The organism is Apilactobacillus pseudapinorum, from assembly GCF_040369555.1.
GTDB lineage: Bacteria > Bacillota > Bacilli > Lactobacillales > Lactobacillaceae > Apilactobacillus.
This window is the reverse complement of record NZ_BAABVU010000004.1, coordinates 1-222: the sequence shown is the minus strand read 5'-3', so window position 1 is coordinate 222 and position 222 is coordinate 1. Positions and strand designations below refer to the sequence as shown.

The window sequence follows — 222 nt, the reverse complement described above, 5'->3', positions numbered from 1 at the left end:
GCGCGGCGACTTCCTACCCTCGCAGAGGGCGATCCCTCAACTACTCTTGGCGTTTAGAAGCTTAACTTCTGTGTTCGGCATGGGAACAGGTGTATCCTTCTAGCTATCGCCACCACACTATTTATCTGAAAGAACTTCGTTCTCTCAAAACTAGATATTATTTATTTCTTCCGATTACTACCTTACTTGGTTAAGTCCTCGACCAATTAGTACTAGTCCGCT

At 45.0% G+C, this 222-nt stretch carries 1 rRNA gene; it reads right to left on the bottom strand.

Annotated features, from left to right (window positions below):
- A 5S ribosomal RNA gene (rrf, locus tag ABWU86_RS00020) occupies positions 1–117 on the bottom strand.
- Positions 118–222: the final 105 nt, after the last annotated feature.